Source organism: Melissospora conviva (genome assembly GCF_049523535.1).
Classification (GTDB): Bacteria; Actinomycetota; Actinomycetes; order Mycobacteriales; family Micromonosporaceae; genus Melissospora; species Melissospora conviva.
Genome location: NZ_JBLLDT010000007.1, coordinates 239619 through 258877, shown reverse-complemented (window position 1 = coordinate 258877; position 19259 = coordinate 239619). Strand labels below are relative to the sequence as shown.

Here is a 19259-nt window from a genome sequence, read left to right as displayed (position 1 = left end):
CCCCGCCGCGTTCCCGCGCCGGGCACTCTTACTACGTTACCTTCCCGTTTTCCGCCCGTCAAATCGGTGTTTTCCGATTTTCAGCGCTTCCTACCGGTCCAGCCCCGCAATCTCGTGCAGCAGGTTACCACTGCATCCGATCTTGGGTTTCGGCAGGCCGGCCGCTGCGGTCTCCCGCAAGCTCGCCCGGTTCCCTGTCCGGCGTTCCACGTTACCCGGTCGGCTTCGCCGCTCCAAATCGACCGCTTTCGCAGTCCATCCGGCGGCACCGCCCGGTCCGTCGCACACCCGATGACAACTCATCGTGCGGCTCCGGTATTCCAGCGCTCCGGCCTCAGGACTTTCGCCCCGTTTTCGTCCGTTCCGCGCTGACAGAGAGAAGATTACACAAGGCCCGGCGGGGCTCCAAATCGACCCCCCGAGGGCCCGGCGCCGGCCTGAGAACACCTCGGGCGCCCGCCCAGGAGTCACGCCGGCAGAGCCCAGTGGACCCGTACCCAAGCGCCTCGCTCGACCGGGAGCCGTCGCCGAACTCGCGGCAGGCCCCTGCGTAAGCGTGCAGTTCGGCGAGGACCAGGCGCAGCTGCCCGACGGCGCGGGCCTTAGTCCCGGCGTCCGCGGCGCAGGGCGAGCAGGCCGCGTACGCCGATCACCGCGACCAGGGTGCCGATGGCCAGCGACGCCGCGATGAGCAGGGCGTGCACCCAGAGGAACGCGGTGCCGGAGCCTTCGGCGATGCGGCCGGTGGACCAGGAGCGGGGGTCGTTCCAGATGGCGAGCGCGAAGCGGGGCCAGATGGCCCAGGTCCAGACGCCGACAGCGGCGAGGAAGAGCGACGACCAGCGAGAGAGCACCATGGCGGGCCAGTATGCCAGCGCGGACGGTTGACGCCGCCTGGTCGGGGAAGGGCTGGCGGGGATCCGCCCTTCGGCGGATATTTGACGCGTCAACAAATCCCGTGGGATAGTTGACGCGTCAAAGAAACAGGTTCGAGGGCTCGAACCGCGGGGAGGAACGACCATGCAGTTCGGAATCTTCAGCGTCGGAGACGTCACCACCGACCCGACCACCGGCCACACCCCCACCGAGGGCGAGCGGATCAAGGCGATCCTGACGATCGCCCAGAAGGCGGAGGAGGTCGGCCTCGACGTCTTCGCCACCGGCGAACACCACAACCCGCCCTTCGTGCCCTCCTCCCCGACCACCATGCTCGGTTACCTCGCGGCGAAGACGCAGCGGTTGATCCTCTCCACCGCGACCACGCTGATCACCACCAACGACCCGGTGAAGATCGCCGAGGACTTCGCGATGCTCCAGCACATCGCCGACGGGCGGATGGACCTCATGCTCGGCCGCGGCAACACCGGGCCCGTCTACCCCTGGTTCGGCCAGGACATCCGCAACGGCATCCCGCTGGCGATCGAGAACTACGCGCTGCTGCACCGCCTCTGGCGCGAGCGGGTCGTCGACTGGAAGGGCAAGTTCCGCACCCCGCTGCAGTCGTACACCTCCACGCCGGCGCCACTGGACGGCGTGCCGCCGTTCGTCTGGCACGGCTCGATCCGCAGCCCGGAGATCGCCGAACAGGCCGCGTACTACGGCGACGGGTTCTTCGCCAACCACATCTTCTGGCCCAAGGAGCACACCCAGCGGATGGTCGACCTCTACCGGCAGCGCTTCGCGCACTACGGCCACGGCAGCCCGGAGCAGGCGATCGTCGGCCTCGGCGGGCAGGTCTTCATGCGCCGCAACTCCCAGGACGCGGTCCGCGAGTTCCGCCCCTACTTCGACAACGCCCCCGTCTACGGCCACGGGCCGTCGCTGGAGGAGTTCACCTCGCAGACGCCGCTGACCGTCGGCAGCCCGCAGCAGGTCATCGACCGCACGCTGAGCTTCCGCGAGTACGTCGGCGACTACCAGCGCCAGCTCTTCCTGCTCGACCACGCCGGCCTGCCGCTGAAGACCGTGCTCGAGCAGCTCGACCTCCTCGGCGAGGAGGTGGTGCCGGTGCTGCGCAAGGAGTTCGCCGCCCGCCGCAAGCCCGGCGTGCCGGACGCCCCGACGCACGCCGCGCGCAAGGCCGTCGCGGCGGCGGCCCAGCCGGAGACCGGGCGATGAGCGCGCGTACGGTCGCGGTCGTCTCGGCCGGGCTGAGCGTGCCGTCATCGACGCGGCTGCTCGCCGACCAGCTGGCCGCCGCCACCGTGGAACAGCTCGCCCAGCAGGGCACCGACACCGCGGTACGCGTGATCGAGGTGCGCGACCTCGGGCACGACCTGGTGAACAACCTGCTGGCCGGCTTCCCGTCGGCGCAGCTGAGCGAGGCGATCGAGGCCGTCACCGGCGCCGACGCGCTGATCGCCGTCACGCCCATCTTCAGCGGCTCCTACAACGGGCTGTTCAAGTCGTTCTTCGACGTGCTGCCCCGCGACGCGATGGCCGACCTGCCGGTGCTGATCGCGGCCACCGGCGGCACCGCCCGGCACTCGCTGGCCCTGGAGTACGCGGTGCGGCCGCTCTTCGCGTACCTGCGGGCGCCGGTGGTGCCGACCGCGGTCTTCGCCGCCGCCGAGGACTGGGGCGGCGACGAGCAGGAGAGCACCCTGCGTACGCGGATCAACCGGGCGGCGGCCGAGCTGGCCGAGGAGATCCGGCGGCGGGAGCCCCGCAAGCCCGCCGACCCGTTCGCGCTCTCGCGCAGCTTCGAGGAGCTCCTCGGCGGGGAGTGAGCCGCCGCTCCCGGGCGGGAAACGCCAGCCCGGGAGCGGCGTGCCGCCCGCCGTCCCGGGGCGGGGAGGCGTGTAAGCCGTCCCGGCCCGGGGAACTGGGCGCATGGAATCGCTGCTGGACCAGGCGTGGCTCGGCCAGGTCGTGAACCTGCTGGTCCGCATCGTGGAGACCTTCGGCGTGGTGATCGTCTTCCTCGGCGCCGTGATCGCCTTCGTCCGGTTCGTGCTCGTCGCCGTGCAGACCCGCAACGCCCAGAACTTCACCCGGGTACGCCTCGGTCTCGGCCGCTACCTGGCGCTCGGGCTGGAGTTCCAGCTCGCCTCGGACATCCTGCGTACCGCCCTCGCCCCCGCCCTGCGTGACCTGGCGGCGCTGGCCGCCATCGCCGCCATCCGGACCGGGTTGAACTACTTCCTCGGCCGCGAGATCCGACAGGAGCACTCCGAGCTGCGTCCGGAGCGCACCAGCGAGCGGGGCGACCGAGGCGAGCGGGGCGGCGTGGATCCGAGCGAGGCTTCGGCCGGGGCGGTCTGAGGTGCCGGCGTACGCGACGCTGCTCCACACCGCCGCGCTCCTGGTGGTGCTCGCCGGCCTCGTCGCCGGCGCGATCGTCCTGGTGCGCCTGCGCGACCTGCTCGCCGCCCTGCGCACGGGTCTGGACTTCTGGCTCGCCGCCAGCCTGCTCACGCTCAGCGCCCCACCGAGCCCACGGGAGCTCATCACCACCGCGGTGATCATCGCGGTGCAGCAGCTGCTCGGCTGGGCCGTCGAGCACCGCCCGGTCACCTTCGGGGACCTTTTCAGCCGGCGGGGGCGAAGCCCTGATCCCGGGCCGTGAACCGGCCGCCCGCCAACCGGCAGGGCCGCGCGGACAGCCCGGCGCTGGGCGTACGGCGGTGTCCGGGTGCTCGTATCCTTCTCCACGGTTCACATCGCCCCGGGGGAAGGAGTCTGGTGAGCAACCCGACAGAGACGCTGGAGTTCCAGGCGGAGGCGCGTCAGCTGCTGCAGCTGATGGTGCACTCGATCTACTCGAACAAGGACATCTTCCTGCGCGAGCTGATCTCCAACGCTTCCGACGCCCTCGACAAGCTGCGCCTCGAGTCGCTGGTGAACAAGGAGCTGGAAGTCGACACCAGCGACCTGCACATCACCATCGAGGCCGACCGGGAGCAGCGGACGCTGACCGTACGGGACAACGGCATCGGCATGTCCCGCGACGAGGTAGTCGCGCTGATCGGCACGATCGCCAAGTCCGGCACCGGCGAGCTGCTGCGCAAGCTGAAGGAGTCCAAGGACGCCGGTGCCTCCCAGGAGCTCATCGGCCAGTTCGGCGTCGGCTTCTACTCGACCTTCATGGTCGCCGACCGGGTCGTGCTGGTGACCCGCCGCGCCGGGCAGACCGAGGGGGTGCGCTGGGAGTCGGCCGGCGAGGGGACGTACGAGATCTCCGCCGTCGCCGACGCGCCGCAGGGCACCTCGGTCACTCTGCACCTCAAGCCGGCAGACACCGAGGACAACCTCTTCGACTACGCCGACGAGTGGAAGATCCGCGAGATCGTCAAGCAGTACTCGGACTTCATCGCCTGGCCGATCCGGATGAGCGTGGAGCGCCCCGGCGAGAACGACGAGACGACCACCGAGGTCCAGACGCTGAACTCGATGAAGGCGCTCTGGGCCCGCTCGCGCGACGAGGTCGCCCAGGACGAGTACAACGAGTTCTACAAGCACGTCGCGCGTGACTGGGCCGATCCGCTCGAGACGATCCACATGAAGGCCGAGGGCACCTTCGAGTACGAGGCTCTGCTCTTCATCCCGTCGCACGCCCCGGCGGACCTGTTCATGCGTGAGGGCAGGCGCGGCGTGCAGCTGTACGTCAAGCGCGTCTTCATCATGGACGACTGCGACGCGCTGATGCCGGACTACCTGCGCTTCGTCAAGGGTGTGGTCGACGCCCACGACCTGTCGTTGAACATCTCCCGGGAGATCCTGCAGCAGGACCGGCAGATCCGCATTGTCCGGCGCCGCCTGGTCAAGAAGGTCCTCACCACCATCAAGGAGATGCAGGCCAAGGAGCCGCAGCGGTACCGCACGCTCTGGACCGAGTTCGGCCGGGCGATCAAGGAGGGCCTGCTCGACGACGTCGACAACCGGGAGACGCTGCTCGACCTGATCTCGGTCGCCTCCACGCACGACCCGGAGGAGCCGACCACCCTGCGCGGGTACGTCGAGCGCATGAAGGACGGCCAGAGCGACATCTACTACGTCACCGGCGAGTCCCGTTCCATGATTGAGAACTCGCCGCACATGGAGGCGTTCCGCGCCAAGGGCTACGAGGTGCTGCTGCTGACCGACCCGGTCGACGAGGTCTGGGTCGAGCAGGTCGGCCAGTACGACGGCAAGCCGCTGCAGTCGATCGCCAAGGGCCAGGTGGACCTGGACGGCGGCGACGACGCGGAGCAGGAGCCGGAGCGCGAGCAGCAGCGCAAGGACTTCGCCGACCTGCTGAGCCTGCTCGGCGAGCAGCTCGCCGGCGAGGTCAAGGAGGTGCGACTCTCCTCCCGCCTGACCACCTCGCCGGCCTGCATCGTCGGTGACGACCAGGACCTGACCCCGACGCTGGAGAAGCTCTACCGGGCGATGGGGCAGGAGCTGCCGCAGATCAAGCGGATCCTGGAGCTCAACCCGGGCCACCCGCTGGTCACCGGGCTGCGCGAGGCCCACTCCGCCGGCGCCGACCCGGCGGCGCTGGCCGAGACCGCGGAGCTGATCTACGGGATGGCGCTGCTCGCCGAGGGCGGCGAACTGAAGGACCCGGCCCGCTTCACCCGGCTGCTCGCCGACCGGCTGGCCCGCACGCTGTAGGACCCCCGGTTCCGCAACTGGTCCACGGTGGGGGACGACCTGTTCGGTCGTCCCCCACCGCTGTTTCCGCAAATGCCCGGAAAACTACACATCTCGGGCCTAATCTGACGGGATGGAGAACGGAAAGCGGTACGCCTCCGAACTGATCGGCACCTTCATCCTGGTCTTCTTCGGCGCCGGCAGCGCGGTCGTCGCCCTGAAGACCGGTGGTGTGATCGTGGTGGCGCTCGCATTCGGACTGACCCTGCTGGCGCTGGTCTACGTCTTCGGGCCGGTCTCCGGCTGCCACGTGAACCCCGCGGTGACCCTCGGCGCCCTGCTGACCGGCCAGATCTCACTGGTCGGCGCGGCCTGCTACTGGGTCGCCCAGTTCATCGGCGGCATCGCCGCCGGAGCCCTGCTGCGGCTGCTGACCGGCTGGGGCGGCGTCCCCGACGAGACCGGCTCGCTCGGCGCGAACTCCTACGGAAACACCATCAACCTCGGTGGCACCTTCGTCGTCGAGATCGTGCTCACCTTCCTCTTCGTACTGGTCGTGCTGGCGGTCACCAGCCGCTCCGAGCAGGTCGGCATCACCGGCCTGGCGATCGGCCTGGCCCTGGGCGCCTGCCACCTGGTCGCGGTCAACCTCGACGGCACCTCGGTCAACCCGGCCCGCTCGCTCGGCCCGGCGCTCTTCGCCGGCGGCACACCGCTGTCGCAGGTCTGGGTCTTCATCGTCGCCACCCTCGTCGGCGGCGCGCTGGCCGCGCTCGCCTCGCCGCTGGTGCTGCACAAGGCCCGGCACGGCCGCAGCAAGGCCGAACCGCTGACCCCCTGAGCCGTTGAACCCCTGCGCTTCTCAGAGCTGCCCGCCCGGCGCGAGGTAGCGGTAGCCGGCGTCGGTCTCCTCGGCCAGCCAGCCGTTGATGCTGCTAAGGCCGCGTTCGTTGAGCTGCCCGTCGTGGATGCCGACCGTCCGTTGCGGGGCGACCGCGTTGACGAAATCGATCGCTTCGGTCAGCTTCAGCCAGGACGCCTGCAACGGCACCAGCAGCGTCTCGACCGGCTGCCCGGGCAGGTGCAGGGAGTCGCCCGGGTGGTAGAGGACGTCGTCGACGACGTACCCGAGGTTGGCGCAGTCGGGTTTGCCGCCGTGGATGGTGGCGTGCCGCCCGCCGACGGCGCGGATCCGGAACCCGGCGGCGGTGAACTCCTCGCCGGCTGCCACCCCGATGACGTCAAGGCGCGGGATCACCGCCGCCGCCGGGGCGTACACGGGTACGCCGAGGCCGGCGAGCCGCAGTACGTCCACGTGGTCGGTGTGCTCGTGGGTGACCAGCACCGCGTCCGCTCCGGTCAGTGCCCGTGGCTCGCTCCACGTCCCCGGGTCGATGACCAGCACCCGGCCATCACGTTCCAGCCGTACGCAGGAATGGGTGTACTTCGTTACCCGCACCCTGCGGAAGCTACCCGCACCACCGGCACCCCGCTGCCCGCTCGCACCCGGGGGGCACCGCAGGTGCGGGCAGGAAAGGATTAGGACGGTATCCGACGGGTAGCCGCTGACCTCACCGAACGAGGGGGTCCGGCACATGTCGCAACGGCACACCGCACTGCGTTCCCTGCACGATCTGGGGCTGGCCGCCTGGTTCGGCGGCACCCTGATGGGGGCGATCGGCGTCAACGGCGCCGCCGCCAAGTACGCCGAGCCACGGCAACGTCTGCGGCTGGCGTCGAAGGGCTGGTCGCGCTGGACGCCGGTCAACGCGGCGGCGATCGGAAGTCATCTGATCGGCGCGACCGGGGAACTCGTCACCGAGAGCCCGCGGGTCGCCCTGCAGTCCGGCGTCGGGAAGATGAGCATCGCCAAGGCCGGGCTCACCGCGGCCGCGCTCGGCACCACCGCGTACAGCCGGAGGCTCGGCAAGCGCATCGAGCAGGCCGACGGGATGGCCAGCGAAGGCATCACCGAACCCGGCGAAGAGTCCCAGCAGATCGCCTCCGAACAGCGCCAGCTGAAGGTCCTCCAGTGGGCGATCCCCGTCCTGACCGGCGCACTGATCATCGTCACGGCGCTCGCCGGCGAACAGCAGAAGCCCCGGCAGGTGGTCAAGGGCGTCTTCAAGCAGGCCCGCAAGGCGAGCAAGCCCAGCAACATGCGCCGCATGGCCCAGCTCATCCAGCGCGCGCGCTGACCCAAAACAGAACGAGCAACGCGGGCGGCTCCACCACGCAAAGGTCGGAGCCGCCTGCGTGTACGACGACACAGACACCGGCTCGAAGCCGCGGTCGAATCGCAGCATGGGACGAACGAAACGCAAAAGAAGCAAAGACCGGCAGTGCTCGTGCCAGAACAAGCCAGGGTCCGCCGGTCCGGCAACTCTCCCGGCGCGTGAGTTCACCGAGAGTCTGCACAGCGTGACCGAGTTTGGACACTGGATCAGAAACGCCGACGTCAAGGCTGCTCTGCTGGGCGCAATCCAGGGTCTCCTGATCACCGCTCTGGTCGACCGGATCTCCCTGGTCGGCAACGTGCACCACCTGACGGGAGCCGCACAGGTACTGATGGCGGCCACTTCTGCGCTTCTCTTCGTCTCCCTTGTTGGTGCGAGCCTCCTCCTCATGTCCACGCAGTTGCCGGCCCTGGACAGCGCACCCATTGAGGCCGGGGGATTCTCGTTTCCGGCCGTCGCCAGGCTGCGGGATCCGACCCTGCTCTACAACACACGCGAGGACATCCGAGCAGAGCAGGCGTGGCGTCAGGCGTGGACGCTCTCCCGGATCGCGGTGCGGAAGTACCGGCGCCTGAGACTCGCGACGCTCGCCACTGCCGTGGCTGTCTGCGTCTTCGTCGTCTGGATCAGCGTGGGCGCCGTGACTACGACACCGACCTGAGGCTCGAGCCGCCATCATCCGGCTCCACGCCGAACTCCTGCATCAGCTTCTGCGTCCGCGCGTCGCAGGCGAGCGACTCAAGCGCTTCATGCAGATGATCCACGGCACGCTGCCGAACCGGATCCAGGTCGGCGAGACTTAGCTCGTCGTTGCGGATCATGTCCCGGAGGGTGTCACGGGCCGCCTCCAGATAGGACGTCTTGCGCCCCTGCAGCAGTTTCACGACAGCCGAGATGTCTGCCGGGTGCTCGAGGAGCTGAAGAACGAGGACGCCGAGGCTGCGGTCCTCCATCGCGCTCCGGTAGAAGCTCATGCGCTGCTTTTTCAGCAACAAGTCGTGCTCCTCGGTCACCAGCGCGGCAGCCCGCTGCAGCTCCGATTCTCGCGCCCGATACTCCTCGCGCAGCATCGCCAACTGGTGCTCCGCTTCCTGCTGTTCGGCACCCCAACGAGTCCGCGCCCGATCAAGGAGGAAAGCCTTCGCATCGTCATCCGAGACACTTGTGCCTACAAAACACGAAGCCACCTCAATGCCATGATCGAGCATGAAGGGCACGTCCTCGAGAGACCGGTTGAGTTCAACTTCGAGTTCCGCGTTCTGCTCAAGCCGAAAACGCCGACTGATGGGGCGCATCCGCCGTTGGAAGAACGGCCAGAAGACTGATTGCGCGTCGCGCAGGCCGGCCTGAATAAGAGCTTCCGGCTTGTAGACCCTCCACTGAAGATGCATGCGCGCGGAGAAATCGAGCGCTTCATCCGCGGACGGGAGGGTGAAGATGACCGTCACCGACTGCAGTGCGGTGTCCACCTCGTACATCCGCACTCTGCCGGCCAACCGCCGGCGAAGGCGTGGCGGCTCCCCCGTGCAGACCCCGCCTTCCGCATCCGCATAAACCAGTGCCGTGTTTCCGCGGCTCTGCCCCGTCGTGGCGGAAATCCCGAAAACCGGGACCGGCAACTCGCGGAGAATCGGATTGGTCCGAGCTTCATGCATGTGACCGCTCCCTGTCATCGAGGACCTGTCGAACGAATGCCAGAGGTTTGTCATCAAAACCGCGGCGCCCCCACGCGGTGAGATAGGTGCGCATCACTCGAAATTCCCGCGGCACTTGTGGAATCGCCCCGACAAGATTTCGCATCACGCTCTCGGCGGAAGCGTCAGACTCCAGATTTCGCAACCAGCTTTTCAGCACGTCCATCGCCACGCGCTCGTACCGTGCACTGTTCAAGCAGCGCCTCCACAGTCTCGCCAGATCTGCGCAGAACTGGTCCTGCACACCTGAGAGCCTGACAACGCGCAGCCATTTGGGCGTCCCGGGGCCGCCGCTCGCAGAAATCCACACGAGCTGCAGAAACGCGCCGAGCGCGGCGTGCACCCGAGCACGGGAGGCGCTCGCCTGCCAGGACGCGAGCGCCGCGACGACCCGGAGCATGTCCTCGTCACTCGACCCGTATGCAAGGTCCGCGACCGCGCGGCCAACAGCCCACGACAGCTCCGCGTGCGGATAGCCGGCCTGCCGCTCGAGCAGCTCGAGCGCGTGTGGGACATCCGTGCTTCCCACCGAGGCCCCGAGCGCGACGGCGGCCGTCAATTGCCGACGGCGGCGATCGGCAAGAGACGCCTTCACATCGTCGGGCACGACGCTGCCCGGAATCGCGTCAGAGGCAGCGGAACGGTCCAGCTCGACGTCAGCAGACAGCGACTTGTCGGAGTCGACAAGACTCGTTGTTTCGACCGGGTCGCTCCACTGCGCCAGCAGCTCCCAGACCTGATCCGCGAGGTCGCCTCTCGCGACGAGACCCAGGATGTTCGCCGCGGCCTCGCGTCGCTCGATCCGGAAGCTGCTCGACCACGGTTCGATCACGTCGCGATAGACAAGATGAAAGTCATGGCCTGCGATCACACCGATTGCCGCAGCGGCGTTGGAGCGGATCATTGCGTCCTGACTCTCGGAGCAGAGATCCTGCAACCATTCGATCAGGATGGGCTGCAGATGCGGATACTCCTGCCACAGGGTGCGCATCAGCAGCGGCGGGAAGCCATCAATCCTTGACCGGACCCCAACCGCGGAAACAAGGCCGAAGGGTGTCCGATAGCGGGTGGGAAATTGTTCTGCCTGCACCAAGGACAGGAGTTGCCCTGTTGTGCGAAACCATACTCTGCAACGGGGCCTTTCCATCGGCTCCTGTGCCTCCTGGACCCGTCTGCCCAGGTTCCGCGCCAGGCCGGCCACCGCAGAAAGCGTATGGTTGGCGCCGACTGTGAGGGCGATTGCGAACTCCTGCTCTTCCGGCTCCTGCAGGTTCCTGAAATAGTCCCCCGACCAGGGCACCGCTGTGGCGGCTTCACACGCCACTTCCAGAATTGCCATGCCCTCCGCAACGGGCTTCAACGACTCTGCGAACCGCGCCACCGACCGGCATCCGTCATCGCGCCGGCCTAGCTCCTTCAGCACCTGGGCGACCGGCCTCGACGAGACGATCCTGTCCGCCTCCTCGCCGAGCGACCTTCCAAGAAGAGCTCGCAGGTGGCTTTTGAGGACCTCGGTGAGGTCCGGTGCCCGCTCCAGGATGAAGAGGTACTCCGCCAAGGCACCCGGCATCGACTGGACTGCGTCGTACGGCACCAGCACCACTGCGCGGGACCACCGGTCGCGCAGTTCGGCCGCGAGCACATCCAGCCGATCGGAGTCGAGCTCGTTCAGCGCCAGGGGAGTCGATGCAGACCAGAGGTAGCCGGTGAAAGGGGCGATGGCGTCGGCGGCAAAGCTGCCTGCCTGAATCTCGTCGATCCTCCTGACGCGCCCTCCACAGGTGGCGTCGAGCAGGAACTGAGCCGTCCAGTTCCTGCCACTGCCAGCCTGCGCGGTCAGCAGTACCAGTGACCGCTTTTCCAACTCAGCCAGTAGTTTCCGATAGTCCGGGGGCTGGACGAAGGTGCGACGGATCCGCTCTAAAAGGGACTGCGGAACCGCCCGTGGCCCCTGCTTTGCATCGAGCGGGCCACCCGATCCATAGAAGACGTTCTGGTTCCATTGCTGAACGGGGGGCGACGCGAACGTCCGCAATGCCTGTTCGAGCGCCTCGGTTAGAGAAACCCGATCTTCCATACTGTCGTTGAAGTTGTCATACGGGTCCGCAGGATGCCCGGGCTCACGTCTGTCACTCTCAGCCTGCGCGTTTTCCTCCGGAGCTGGAGGCGGCGCCTTTACGGAGAGTTGGGCATCACGCGCGCCTGCGGGGGCTTGCGGTCCTGGAGGTTGACCGAGACGGTTCCGACCGTTCTGGTCCGGTCCCACTTCGCCGCGGGCGCGTCCGGCCGGGCGGCCGCCGCTCTTATCCGCGACCACGATGTTCCATCTTCTGCCTAGAGATGGTGGATCCGTTCACCTGAGATCCGTTCCAGTCTCCGGCCACCTGAACGGGAGCCATGGTGGCCGCCTGAGTTTGGGCCACGCTCTCCGCAGCGGCGCCAACGTCGACGGCATCCTGCAGCGCGGGCTGCTGCGACACACCGGGAAGATGCAGCCATACCCTCCCAGGGCCTTTCTTGGTCTCGATGCAGTAGGCACGAAACCCCGCCGCCTCTACCGCGGTCTGCCCGAGAACGACACTCTCGTAGAAGCCGTCGGCCACGATGATCACCAGTTGCGCCCGGCGCGATGCTTTCAGCGCATCTCTTGCCAGCCGGCTGTCCAGCATGCCGAAGGCAGCGTCAGCGTCGATGCTGCTGGAGCCGTAAGAGTCGGGCGTGACCTCGCCACTGTGAATCGCTACCCGCAGCCTGATCGGCAAATCGCTCACCGAGCGCTGCGCCAGACGCTGGTGAAGTTCCTCGACGAACGCGCGCAACAGGGCGTGCTTCTGCACCTGCGCCGGGAACAGGAGGTAGGCACCGTCGCCGCGGTCTTCTACAAGATCGGGCCAGCCGACGCCGACGGCGCGGACCGAGTCGGTCAGGAGCCTGTACAACTCTTCGCGGACGACCGGCTTCTCCGCATTGGTCAGCTGACTGGAGCTCTCTACGTCCACGACTACGATCGTGTGGTGCGCTGGCGTCGGCATGGGCACTCCTCATATCGGGGATGAGCTATGTCTATCCCCGAGAGCCGCCCGCGTCTGCGTACTTTTACCTACTGCCGAAACATTGATTGCAGCGCGGCAAGATCCTGCACGATAATCTGTCGCCGCCCTGTAGCGACCGCGCCCCTCGCACGCAGACGCCGCAGCGCCTTGGCTACAGCCTCCCGGGAGGCACCTGTTGCGCCCCCGATCTCATCTTGCGAGATCGGCAGGTCGATCATGGTGCCGCCCTCCACAGGCCTGCCATGCGTCTGCGCCAGTTCGGCGAGCAGCATGGCGACGCGCTCCACCACATCGAACCCGGCAAAGGCCAAGCGGCGACCGTCCGCCTCTCGTAGCCGTTGCACCACCGCCTGCAGTACCGCGAACATCAGAGGCGGGTGTGTCTGCAGGTAGCTACGGAAGACTGCACCGGCGATAACCCGTGCCTCCACCCGCCGAAGCGCCCACGCGCTGGCAGAGCGAGCGTCGCCGCTGATCGCACTCAACTCGCCCACGAGCTCGTCGGCGCCACGTAGGCCAAGCAGGACCTCGCGACCGCCGGGTGCGCTGACGGTAATCTTGACGACCCCGCGAGTAATGACGAGGACATGTGTCGATCGCGCGTGCTCGCTGATCATCAGGTCACCAGCAGCAAAGGTCACCGGTCGGCCGGACGGCATCATCGTCGCCAGATCACGGCGAAGCGGGGCCGGCAGCACAGAACGCGTCAGCCCTACACTCCGGCCACCCGCGGTGGAGGCCAACGGTGCCACCTCCGGCTCGTGAGCGTGACGGGACCCCGCCGCCCGCCAGCGCCCACGAATCTACTCTTCTCGATATCGAGCGATCAACGAGAAGGAAGCGGAACCCTCGTTCGCCGGGTCAGTCGGTGGCGCGCAGGCGTTCCCACTCGGCGCGGCGCAGTGCCTGCTGCTCCGGGTCGGGCACCGGCAGCGAGGCCAGCAGCCGCCGGGTGTACGGGTGCTTCGGCGCGCCGAGCACCTCCTCGCCCGTACCCTCCTCGACCAGCTTGCCGCGGTAGAGCACGGCGATCCGGTCGGCGAGCATGTCGACAACGGCCAGGTCGTGGCTGATGAAGAGCGCCGCGAAGCCGAGTTCGCGCTGGAGTTCGTCGAAGAGCTCCAGCACCCGGGCCTGCACCGAGACGTCCAGCGCCGAGGTCGGCTCGTCGGCGATCAGCAGCTCCGGGTCGAGCGCCAGCCCGCGGGCCAGGCTCGCCCGCTGCCGCTGGCCGCCGGAGAGTTCGTGCGGGAACCGGTCGCCGTACGCCTTCGGCAGCTGGACGGCCTCCAGCAGCTCGTCGACGCGAGGCCGGGCGGCGCGGGGGTCCTTGGCCCGGCCGTGCACGATCAGCGGTTCGGCGACCGCCTCGGCGATGGTCAGCAGCGGGTTGAAGCTGGAGGCCGGGTCCTGGAAGACGAACCCGATCTTTTCCCGGACCGGCCGGAAGCGCCGCTCCTTGACGCCGTTCATCTCCGTGCCGAGCACCTTCAGCGAGCCACCGGTGACCTTGGTCAGGCCGGCGATGGCCCGGCCGGTGGTGGTCTTGCCGCTGCCGCTCTCACCGACCAGGCCGAGCACCTCGCCGGGGCGGATGCTGAAGCTGATCCCGGCGACGGCGGTGAAGTCCGGCTTGCGCATCCGGCCGGGGAAGACGATGCGCAGGTCCCGGGCCTCGACCACCGGCGCCGAGTCGGCCCAGCCCGCCGGGCGGCGTCCGGCGCGCTCCTGCGCCCGGGCCGTGCCGGTGCCCAGCCGCGGCACCGCGGCGAGCAACTGCCGGGTGTACGGGTCCTGCGGCGCCGAGAAGATCGTCTTGACGTCGGCCTGCTCGACGATGCGGCCCTGGTACATCACGGCCACCCGGTCGGCGAGGTCGGCGACAACGCCCATGTTGTGGGTGATCAGCACGATCGCGGTGCCGAACTCGTCGCGGCAGCGGCGCAGCAGGTCGAGGATCTCGGCCTGCACGGTGACGTCCAGCGCGGTCGTCGGCTCGTCGGCGATGATCACGCCGGGGTCGAGGACGAGCGCCTGGGCGATGACGATGCGCTGCTTCTGCCCGCCGGAGAACTGGTGCGGGTAGTGGTCGACGCGCTGCTCCGGGTCGGGGATGCCGACCCGGCGGAGCACGTCGATCGCCTTGGCGCGGGCCTGCGCGCGGCTGTACTTGCCGTGTGCGCGCAGCCCTTCGATGATCTGCCAGCCGACCGGGTAGACCGGGTTGAGCGCCGTCGAGGGCTCCTGGAAGACCATCGCGGCGTCCCGGCCGCGGACCGCGGCCAGCTCGCTGCCGCTCAGCGTCGCCACGTTCCGCTCGCTCTTGCCGTCCTTGCTGGAGAGCACCACCGCGCCGCGGACGGTCGCGGTCTCGGGCAGCAGCCCGAGGATGCTGCGCGAGGTGACGGTCTTGCCGCTGCCGCTCTCGCCCACGACCGCGAGCACCTCGCCGGCGGCGACGGAGAGGCTGACGTCGCGTACCGCGGCGACGGTGCCGTGGTCGGTGGCGAACGAGACCGACAGGTCCCTGATGTCGACGACGCCGCTCATGCCTGTGCCCCCTTGTCGTCGGTCGGTTCGAGGCCGGCGAGCCCGGCCGGTCCGGCGGTCTGCGCGCCACCGGGCACGACGCTGGTCTGCGCGCCACCGGGCACGACGGAGGTCTCGGCGACCTCGCCGCCGTCGTCGCCGCGGCGGCGGGTGCGCAGCCGCGGGTCGGCCAGGTCGTTGAGGCTCTCGCCGACCAGGGTCAGACCGAGCACGACCAGCACGATCGCCAGGCCCGGGAAGACGGCGGTCCACCAGACGCCACTGGTGACGTCCGAGATCGCCTTGTTCAGGTCGAAGCCCCACTCGGCGGCGGCGGTCGGCTCGATGCCGAAACCGAGGAAGCCCAGGCCGGCGAGGGTGAGGATCGCTTCCGAGGCGTTCAGGGTCAGGATCAGCGGCAGCGTCCGGGTGGCGTTGCGCAACACGTGCCGGGTCATGATCCGCCCGTGCCCGGCGCCGATCACCCGCGCCGACTCGACGAACGCCTCCGACTTGATCCGGACCGTCTCGGCGCGCACCACCCGGAAGTACTGCGGCACGAAGACCACGGTGATCGAGATGGCCGCGGCGACGATGCCGCCGTAGAGGCTGGACTGGCCACCGCTGATGACGATCGCCATGACGATCGCCAGCAGCAGCGACGGGAAGGCGTAGATGGCGTCGCAGACGACGACGAGCACCCGGTCGAGCCAGCCGCCGAAGTAGCCGGAGAGCAGACCGAGCAGCACGCCGAGGAAGAGCGAGAAGACGAGCGCCACGACGATCACCATCAGCGCCGTACGCGAACCCCAGATCACCCGGGATGCCACGTCGTAGCCACCGACGGTGGTGCCGAGCCAGTGCTCGGCGGAGGGGCCCAGCTGCGCGCCGAACGGGCCGGCGGAATCACGCAGCTGGTTGTAGCCGTACGGCGCCAGCAGCGGCGCGAAGAGGGCGGTCAGCAGGAACAGGCCGGTCAGCACGAGGCCGGCGACGAGCATTCCACGCTGCAGGCCGACGCTCTGGCGGACCTGCCGTACGACGGGCAGCCGTTGCCACAGCGGCGGGTGCGCCGGCGTGGTGGTCTTGGCGGTGGTGGCCATCTCAGTACCTCACCCGGGGATCGATGATGGCGGCGATGACGTCGACGACGAAGTTGGTCACCGCGACGATGACCGCAAGCATCGCGACCATGCCCTGTACGGCGACGAAGTCCCGGGCCTGGAGGTACTGGACGAGCTGGAAGCCCAGTCCCTTCCACTCGAAGGTCGTCTCGGTGAGCACGGCGCCACCCATGAGCATGGCGATCTGCATGCCGATGACGGTGATGATCGGGATCAGGGCGGGGCGGTAGGCGTGCTTGCGCAGCAGCCGCCGCTCGCTGACACCGCGGGAGCGGGCCGCCTCGACGTAGCCGGTGCCGAGGGTGCCGATCACGTTGGTGCGGACCAGCCGCAGGAAGACCCCGGCGGTGAGCAGGCCCAGGGCGACCGCGGGCAGCACGGCGTGCAGGAGCACGTCGGAGATGATCGCGCCGTCGCCGGTGCGGATCGCGTCGACCAGGTAGATGCCGGTGCGGCTGTCAAGGACACGCTGCATCCGGATCTCGGTCCCGGTGGAGGCGCGGCCGGCGACCGGCAGCCAGCCGAGTTCGACGGCGAAGACCAGCTTGAGGATCAGTCCGAAGAAGAAGACCGGGGTGGCGTAGCAGAGGATCGCGAAGACCCGCAGCACCGCGTCGGGCAGGCGGTCGCGCAGGTAGGCGGCGCGGCGGCCGAGCGGGATACCGACGGCGAAGGCCACGATCAGCGCGTAGAAGGCGAGTTCGAGGGTGGCCGCACCGTAGGTGGTGAGGACCTCGGTGACCGGCCGGTTGTCGCTGAGTGTGGTGCCGAAGTCGCCGCGCAGGATGCCGCTGAGGTAGTCCCAGTACTGCACCAGCAGCGGCCGGTTGTAACCGGCGGCCTCGATGCGTTCGGCGAGTTGGTCCGGCGTCAGCCGTCCGCCGAGGGCCGCGGTGATCGGGTCACCGGTGAGGCGCATGACGAGGAAGACCGTCGTCACGAGGATGAGTACGGTCGGGATGATCAGCAGGAAGCGCACCAGGAGGTAGCGCCCGAGTCCACTGCCACCGCTCTTGCGGGCTGCCGGTGCGGCGGGTGGTGCCTGTGGCCCGGTACCGGGTTCGGCCGGCTCCGTCGTCGTGCTCGTCATGTCACTCCACCAAATCCGGGTGGTCGGCACGTCCGGACCGGCTCCGCGGCAGCCCCTTGTGGGGGTCACCGCGGGCGGCCGGTCCGGACGTGCCGGCCGTTACGAGATCAGTTGCGGCTCAGGGCGCCGTAACGGAACTTGAAGGAGGCGTCGAGGGTGGTGTCGGCGCCGGCGATGTCAGTTCCGGTGATCGCCACCTGCGCACCCTGCAGGTACGGCAGCGTGGAGAGGTCACCGGCGACGGTCTCCTGGATCTGCTCGATCAGCTTCTGCCGCTGCGCCGCGTCCGGCGTGGTGCCCTGCTGGGCGACCAGCTTCTGCACCTCGGCGCTGTCGTAGCCGTTGACCAGGAAGTTGTCCGCACCGAAGAACGGGGTCAGGTAGTTGTCGGCGTCGGAGTAGTCCGGGAACCAGCCGAGCTGGTAGGCCGGGTACACGTCGGTGACGCGGTCCTTGGAGTACTGCACCCACTCGGTGGTCTGCAGGTCGACCTTGAACAGGCCGCTGGACTCCAGCTGGTCCTTGATCAGCGCGTACTCGTCACCGGAGGACGGGCCGTAGTGGTCGTTCGAGTACTGCAGGCTCAGCGTGACCGGGGTCTGCACGCCGGCGTCGGCCAGCCGCTTCTTGGCCTTGTCGGCGTCCGCGCCGCCCTGGCCGTTGCCGTAGAGACCCTTGAGCGACTCGGTGGCGCCGGTCAGGCCCTCCGGAACGAAGGAGTAGAGCGGGGTGTAGGTGCCCTTGTAGACCTGCTTCGACAGCTCGTCACGGTCGATCAGGTCGGCGACCGCCTGCCGGACCGCGAGGGCCTTCTTGGCGTCCGCGTCGGCGGTCTTGGCGCCGTACGGCTGGGTGTTGAAGTTGAAGACGATGTAGCGGATCTCGCCGCCGGGGCCGTCGACGACCTTGACCTTGTCGTTGCCGCGCAGGTCCTCGACGTCGGTGGCCGAGAGGCTGCGGAACGCCACGTCGATGTTGCCCTGCTGGATGTCCAGCTTCAGGTTCGACGCGTCGGCGTAGTACTTGACGTTGATCTCCTTGGTCTTCGCGGCGCCCAGGATGCCCTGGTAGCCGTCGAAGGCCTCGTACGACACGAGGTTGTTCATGTCGTAGCCGGTGATCTTGTACTGGCCGGCGAAGGCGTTGCCCTTGACGATGTCGGCGTCCGAGGTCAGCGCGTCGGCGGCGAAGACGTCCTCGTCGACGATCGGACCGGCCGGGCTGGCCAGGATCTGCGGGAAGGTCTGGTCGTTGCCGCTCTTGAGGTTGAACACGACAGTGGTGTCGTCGACGACCTCGGTGCTCGCCAGGTTGCCCAGCAGCGACGCGGGGCCGTTGTCGTGGGCGATGGCGACCTGCCGGTCGAAGCTGAACTTCACGTCCGAGGAGGTGAGGTCGTTGCCGTTGGCGAACTTCAGCCCGGCCTTGAGCTTGACCTGGTACTTGGTCGGCTCCACGAACTCGGCCGACTCGGCGATGTCCGGCTTGACGTCGGCGCTGCCGTACGGGGTGTTCAGCAGGAACGGGTAGACCTGGTTCATCACGGCGAAGGAGCCATTGTCGTACGAACCGGCGGGGTCGATGGTGAGGATCTTGTCGCTGGTGCCGATGGTGAGGACACCGTCCTCACCCGCGCTGTCGGAGCTGCCGCCACAGGCGGACAGCACCAGGGCCGTCGCTGCGACGCCCGCCACGGCGGCGATGCGCCGGCGGCTGTTCGAACCGGAACTCATTCGCGTTACCTCGTCTGGATACGCGCGCACCGCGGACGCCATTTCCGGCGCATGCGGACGCCTTGGGTCAACTGGAGAAAAACTCCCCAACTGTCGACCGGACGCTAGACCCGCCCCTCGGCGGTGAGGCGCAGCGCTGTCCCGCATCGTGGCGCCTGTCACGCCTTGTTCTCGCTGCGTGCGAGGGCCGCACGCTCACGCCCTCCCAAGCTCCGTCTCACAAGT

General features: G+C 68.4%; 18 protein-coding genes. 8 read left to right on the top strand and 10 right to left on the bottom strand.

Annotated features, from left to right (window positions below; genetic code table 11):
* Positions 1-602: 602 nt before the first annotated feature.
* Complete coding sequence (locus ACK8GG_RS17445; protein ID WP_440351117.1) at positions 603-857, bottom strand: SCO4848 family membrane protein; 255 nt, start codon at positions 855-857, stop codon at positions 603-605.
* A gap of 163 nt (positions 858-1020) precedes the next feature.
* Between ACK8GG_RS17445 and ACK8GG_RS17440 the strand changes: the two genes are divergently transcribed.
* From ACK8GG_RS17440 to ACK8GG_RS17415, 6 genes are all read left to right on the top strand, one after another.
* Positions 1021-2118, top strand: a complete 1098-nt coding sequence (locus ACK8GG_RS17440) for an LLM class flavin-dependent oxidoreductase (protein ID WP_440354721.1) — start codon at positions 1021-1023, stop codon at positions 2116-2118.
* Positions 2115-2729: an FMN reductase gene (locus ACK8GG_RS17435; protein ID WP_440354720.1), complete on the top strand. Its 615-nt coding sequence runs from the start codon at positions 2115-2117 to the stop codon at positions 2727-2729. The genes ACK8GG_RS17440 and ACK8GG_RS17435 overlap by 4 nt, the downstream gene beginning before the upstream one ends.
* A 103-nt stretch (positions 2730-2832) precedes the next feature.
* Positions 2833-3264: a DUF1622 domain-containing protein gene (locus ACK8GG_RS17430; RefSeq protein WP_440354719.1), complete on the top strand. Its 432-nt coding sequence runs from the start codon at positions 2833-2835 to the stop codon at positions 3262-3264.
* A gap of 1 nt (position 3265) precedes the next feature.
* Positions 3266-3568, top strand: a complete 303-nt coding sequence (locus ACK8GG_RS17425; protein WP_440354718.1) for a hypothetical protein — start codon at positions 3266-3268, stop codon at positions 3566-3568.
* Positions 3569-3684: 116 nt separating this feature from the next.
* Entirely contained in the window at positions 3685-5595 is a 1911-nt protein-coding gene (gene htpG / locus ACK8GG_RS17420; RefSeq protein ID WP_440356803.1) for a molecular chaperone HtpG, read from the top strand.
* A gap of 112 nt (positions 5596-5707) precedes the next feature.
* The gene (locus ACK8GG_RS17415) at positions 5708-6415 is read left to right on the top strand and encodes an MIP/aquaporin family protein (protein WP_440351123.1); all 708 of its coding nucleotides are present in this window, start codon (positions 5708-5710) and stop codon (positions 6413-6415) included.
* Positions 6416-6436: 21 nt separating this feature from the next.
* On the opposite strand, the gene ACK8GG_RS17410 is transcribed toward ACK8GG_RS17415, so the two are convergent.
* A complete protein-coding gene (locus tag ACK8GG_RS17410; RefSeq protein ID WP_440356802.1) occupies positions 6437-7033 on the bottom strand; it encodes an MBL fold metallo-hydrolase in 597 nt (198 codons plus the stop codon).
* Between the two features lie 136 nt (positions 7034-7169).
* Between ACK8GG_RS17410 and ACK8GG_RS17405 the strand changes: the two genes are divergently transcribed.
* Both ACK8GG_RS17405 and ACK8GG_RS17400 read left to right on the top strand, forming a co-directional pair.
* Entirely contained in the window at positions 7170-7772 is a 603-nt protein-coding gene (locus tag ACK8GG_RS17405; protein WP_440356801.1) for a hypothetical protein, read from the top strand.
* A 223-nt stretch (positions 7773-7995) separates the two neighbouring features.
* Positions 7996-8472 carry a Pycsar system effector family protein gene (locus ACK8GG_RS17400; protein ID WP_440354715.1) on the top strand — a complete coding sequence of 159 codons (477 nt, stop codon included), beginning with the start codon at positions 7996-7998 and terminating at the stop codon, positions 8470-8472.
* Here the strand turns inward: ACK8GG_RS17400 and ACK8GG_RS17395 are convergent.
* The 8 genes from ACK8GG_RS17395 to ACK8GG_RS17360 all read right to left on the bottom strand — a co-directional run bounded on the left by ACK8GG_RS17395 (position 8456) and on the right by ACK8GG_RS17360 (position 19034).
* The gene (locus tag ACK8GG_RS17395) at positions 8456-9466 is read right to left on the bottom strand and encodes a hypothetical protein (RefSeq protein ID WP_440354714.1); all 1011 of its coding nucleotides are present in this window, start codon (positions 9464-9466) and stop codon (positions 8456-8458) included. The two genes, ACK8GG_RS17400 and ACK8GG_RS17395, sit on opposite strands and share 17 nt — an antisense overlap.
* Entirely contained in the window at positions 9459-11582 is a 2124-nt protein-coding gene (locus tag ACK8GG_RS17390) for a hypothetical protein (RefSeq protein ID WP_440354713.1), read from the bottom strand. The genes ACK8GG_RS17395 and ACK8GG_RS17390 overlap by 8 nt, the downstream gene beginning before the upstream one ends.
* Before the next feature lie 226 nt (positions 11583-11808).
* On the bottom strand, positions 11809-12504 hold the full coding sequence (locus ACK8GG_RS17385; RefSeq protein WP_440354712.1) for a nucleotidyl cyclase domain-containing protein: 696 nt from the start codon (positions 12502-12504) through the stop codon (positions 11809-11811).
* Positions 12505-12605: 101 nt separating this feature from the next.
* The gene (locus tag ACK8GG_RS17380) at positions 12606-13217 is read right to left on the bottom strand and encodes a Crp/Fnr family transcriptional regulator (protein WP_440354739.1); all 612 of its coding nucleotides are present in this window, start codon (positions 13215-13217) and stop codon (positions 12606-12608) included.
* A 202-nt stretch (positions 13218-13419) separates the two neighbouring features.
* Positions 13420-15108, bottom strand: coding sequence for a dipeptide ABC transporter ATP-binding protein (locus tag ACK8GG_RS17375; protein ID WP_440356800.1), 1689 nt, complete (start codon positions 15106-15108; stop codon positions 13420-13422).
* Positions 15105-16190 carry an ABC transporter permease gene (locus tag ACK8GG_RS17370; protein WP_440354710.1) on the bottom strand — a complete coding sequence of 362 codons (1086 nt, stop codon included), beginning with the start codon at positions 16188-16190 and terminating at the stop codon, positions 15105-15107. The genes ACK8GG_RS17375 and ACK8GG_RS17370 overlap by 4 nt, the downstream gene beginning before the upstream one ends.
* A 1-nt stretch (position 16191) precedes the next feature.
* Positions 16192-17301 carry an ABC transporter permease gene (locus ACK8GG_RS17365; RefSeq protein WP_440351128.1) on the bottom strand — a complete coding sequence of 370 codons (1110 nt, stop codon included), beginning with the start codon at positions 17299-17301 and terminating at the stop codon, positions 16192-16194.
* Between the two features lie 107 nt (positions 17302-17408).
* Positions 17409-19034, bottom strand: coding sequence for an ABC transporter substrate-binding protein (locus ACK8GG_RS17360; protein WP_440354709.1), 1626 nt, complete (start codon positions 19032-19034; stop codon positions 17409-17411).
* Positions 19035-19259: the final 225 nt, after the last annotated feature.